General features: G+C 63.1%; 3 protein-coding genes. 1 reads left to right on the top strand and 2 read right to left on the bottom strand.

Annotated features, from left to right (window positions below; all coding sequences use genetic code 11):
* Window positions 1–26: 26 nt before the first annotated feature.
* Window positions 27–389, top strand: coding sequence for a hypothetical protein (locus EOA28_RS35325; protein ID WP_245463306.1), 363 nt, complete (start codon window positions 27–29; stop codon window positions 387–389).
* 74 nt (window positions 390–463) lie between these two features.
* Here the strand turns inward: EOA28_RS35325 and EOA28_RS35320 are convergent, their stop codons facing one another.
* Window positions 464–1,018, bottom strand: coding sequence for a hypothetical protein (locus EOA28_RS35320; protein ID WP_127386400.1), 555 nt, complete (start codon window positions 1,016–1,018; stop codon window positions 464–466).
* A 102-nt stretch (window positions 1,019–1,120) separates the two neighbouring features.
* Window positions 1,121–1,549, bottom strand: a 429-nt coding sequence (locus EOA28_RS35315) for a TIGR01620 family protein (RefSeq protein WP_128315824.1), incomplete at its 5' end; no start/stop codon positions are given.

Genomic DNA, 1,549 nt, shown 5'->3' with positions numbered 1-1,549 from the left:
TTACACAAGTTTACGCAGCCCGGTTGTTGCGCGCCGCCACAATCAGCGGTTATGGCACGCTCGGCTTCGGCCATTGGAGGCAGCCGCGATGGGCGGCTGCCTTTTTTGAGGAGATGATTGACATGAAGAAGTTTTTGCTCGTCGCCGTAGGTGTTGCGGCGTTGGCCGCCTCGGCTTGCTCCAAGGGGCCGGAATGCACTCAGGAAATAGCCGCCAAGAAGGCGCAGGACATGGCTGCCGCCCTCCAGGAAGCCATCACCCAGGATCCGAGCAAGGCGGCCGATCTGACCGCCAAGGTGCAGGCTGTGACCGCCAAGTATCAGGGCGCGACGACGCTTGACGAAGCCTGCAAGGCCTATGACGAGCTGACGGCCACCATCAAGGGTTGATCTCAGCTATCGATGAACACGAAGGCGGTGGCCAAGCGGCCGCCGCCTTTTTTTGCGGAGGTCGGCGCGTCGGGTCAGTTCTTGGTGATGGCGCCGACTTCGACCGAGTCGACCCGCTTCAGGCTCATGCCGATCACCGGCACCAGCTGTTTGTCGACACGCACGGCCACCGTCACGGTCATCGAATTGTCGTCGGGCACGCGGGCCTGCATGACGCCGTTCAACTGGTTGCGGTTGATGGTGAAGACGACCTTCTGGGCGTCGACGACGTTGCCGCCGACAATATCCATGCCGTTGCCGGTCGAGCCGCCCATGAAGGCGCCCCGGTAGCCGTCGCGACCCTTGCGCTCGACGGTCGCGGACATCTTCTGCGTGAAGACGCCGACCCGGCAGTTGCCGTCCAACGTCATGCCGACCTTGCCGTCAGGCGTCGAGCCGTTGAAATCGCAGGTGAATTTGGTGCCCTTGTACTTGCCGGCGATGATCTCGCCAGGGCCTACCCATCGGCCCTCGACGGACCGGAAGAACTGCTTGTCCGGCTCGGCGCCAAAGGCTTTTTCGACCAATCCGAGCGGCGCGGCAATAGCAACGGTCGCAGGCAGCACGCAGGACAGGATTACGCTTCTCATGGACGACACCCGGCACGACAGAGTCTATTCTTGGGACCTGATCGACCATGGCGAAGATTGGTTAATGCTTCGTCACTGGAGGTGGCTTTCGCGTTTACCCTGTTACTCCGCCTGACCGTCTTTTTTGGCCGCGAACGAGGTCAGCGCCGAGAGGAAATCGCCAAGGCCCGGGCGCTTCACGGCAATGAACGGCAAGGGGCGGGCGGTTTCCATCGCCGCGATGCCGATGCGCGCCGTCATCATTCCGTTGACGACCCCTTCGCCGAGCTTCGCAGAGAGTTTTGCGGCAAGCCCATGGCCGACGATCTGCTGCACGAAACTGTCGCCCACTGCGATCGAGCCAGTCACCGCCAGATGCGCGAGCACGCCACGCGCCAGCCGGAAGAAGCCGAGCGTGCCCGGGCGTCCGCCATAGAGTTCGGAAAGGCGCCGGATCAGGCGGCCCGCCTCGAACACGACATAGGCGATGTCGACCAGCGCGCGGGGGCTGACCGCCGTGATCAGGGAGACGCGCTTGGCGGCCTCAAGGAT

The organism is Mesorhizobium sp. M2A.F.Ca.ET.067.02.1.1 (genome assembly GCF_004023285.1).
Classification (GTDB): Bacteria; Pseudomonadota; Alphaproteobacteria; order Rhizobiales; family Rhizobiaceae; genus Mesorhizobium.
This window is presented reverse-complemented; position numbering and strand designations above follow the sequence as displayed.

Bases quoted from the DNA above. Each gene is read 5' to 3' on its own strand.
- EOA28_RS35320 (WP_127386400.1), bottom strand. From the start codon at position 1,018: ATGAGAAGCGTAATCCTGTCCTGCGTGCTGCCTGCGACCGTTGCTATT.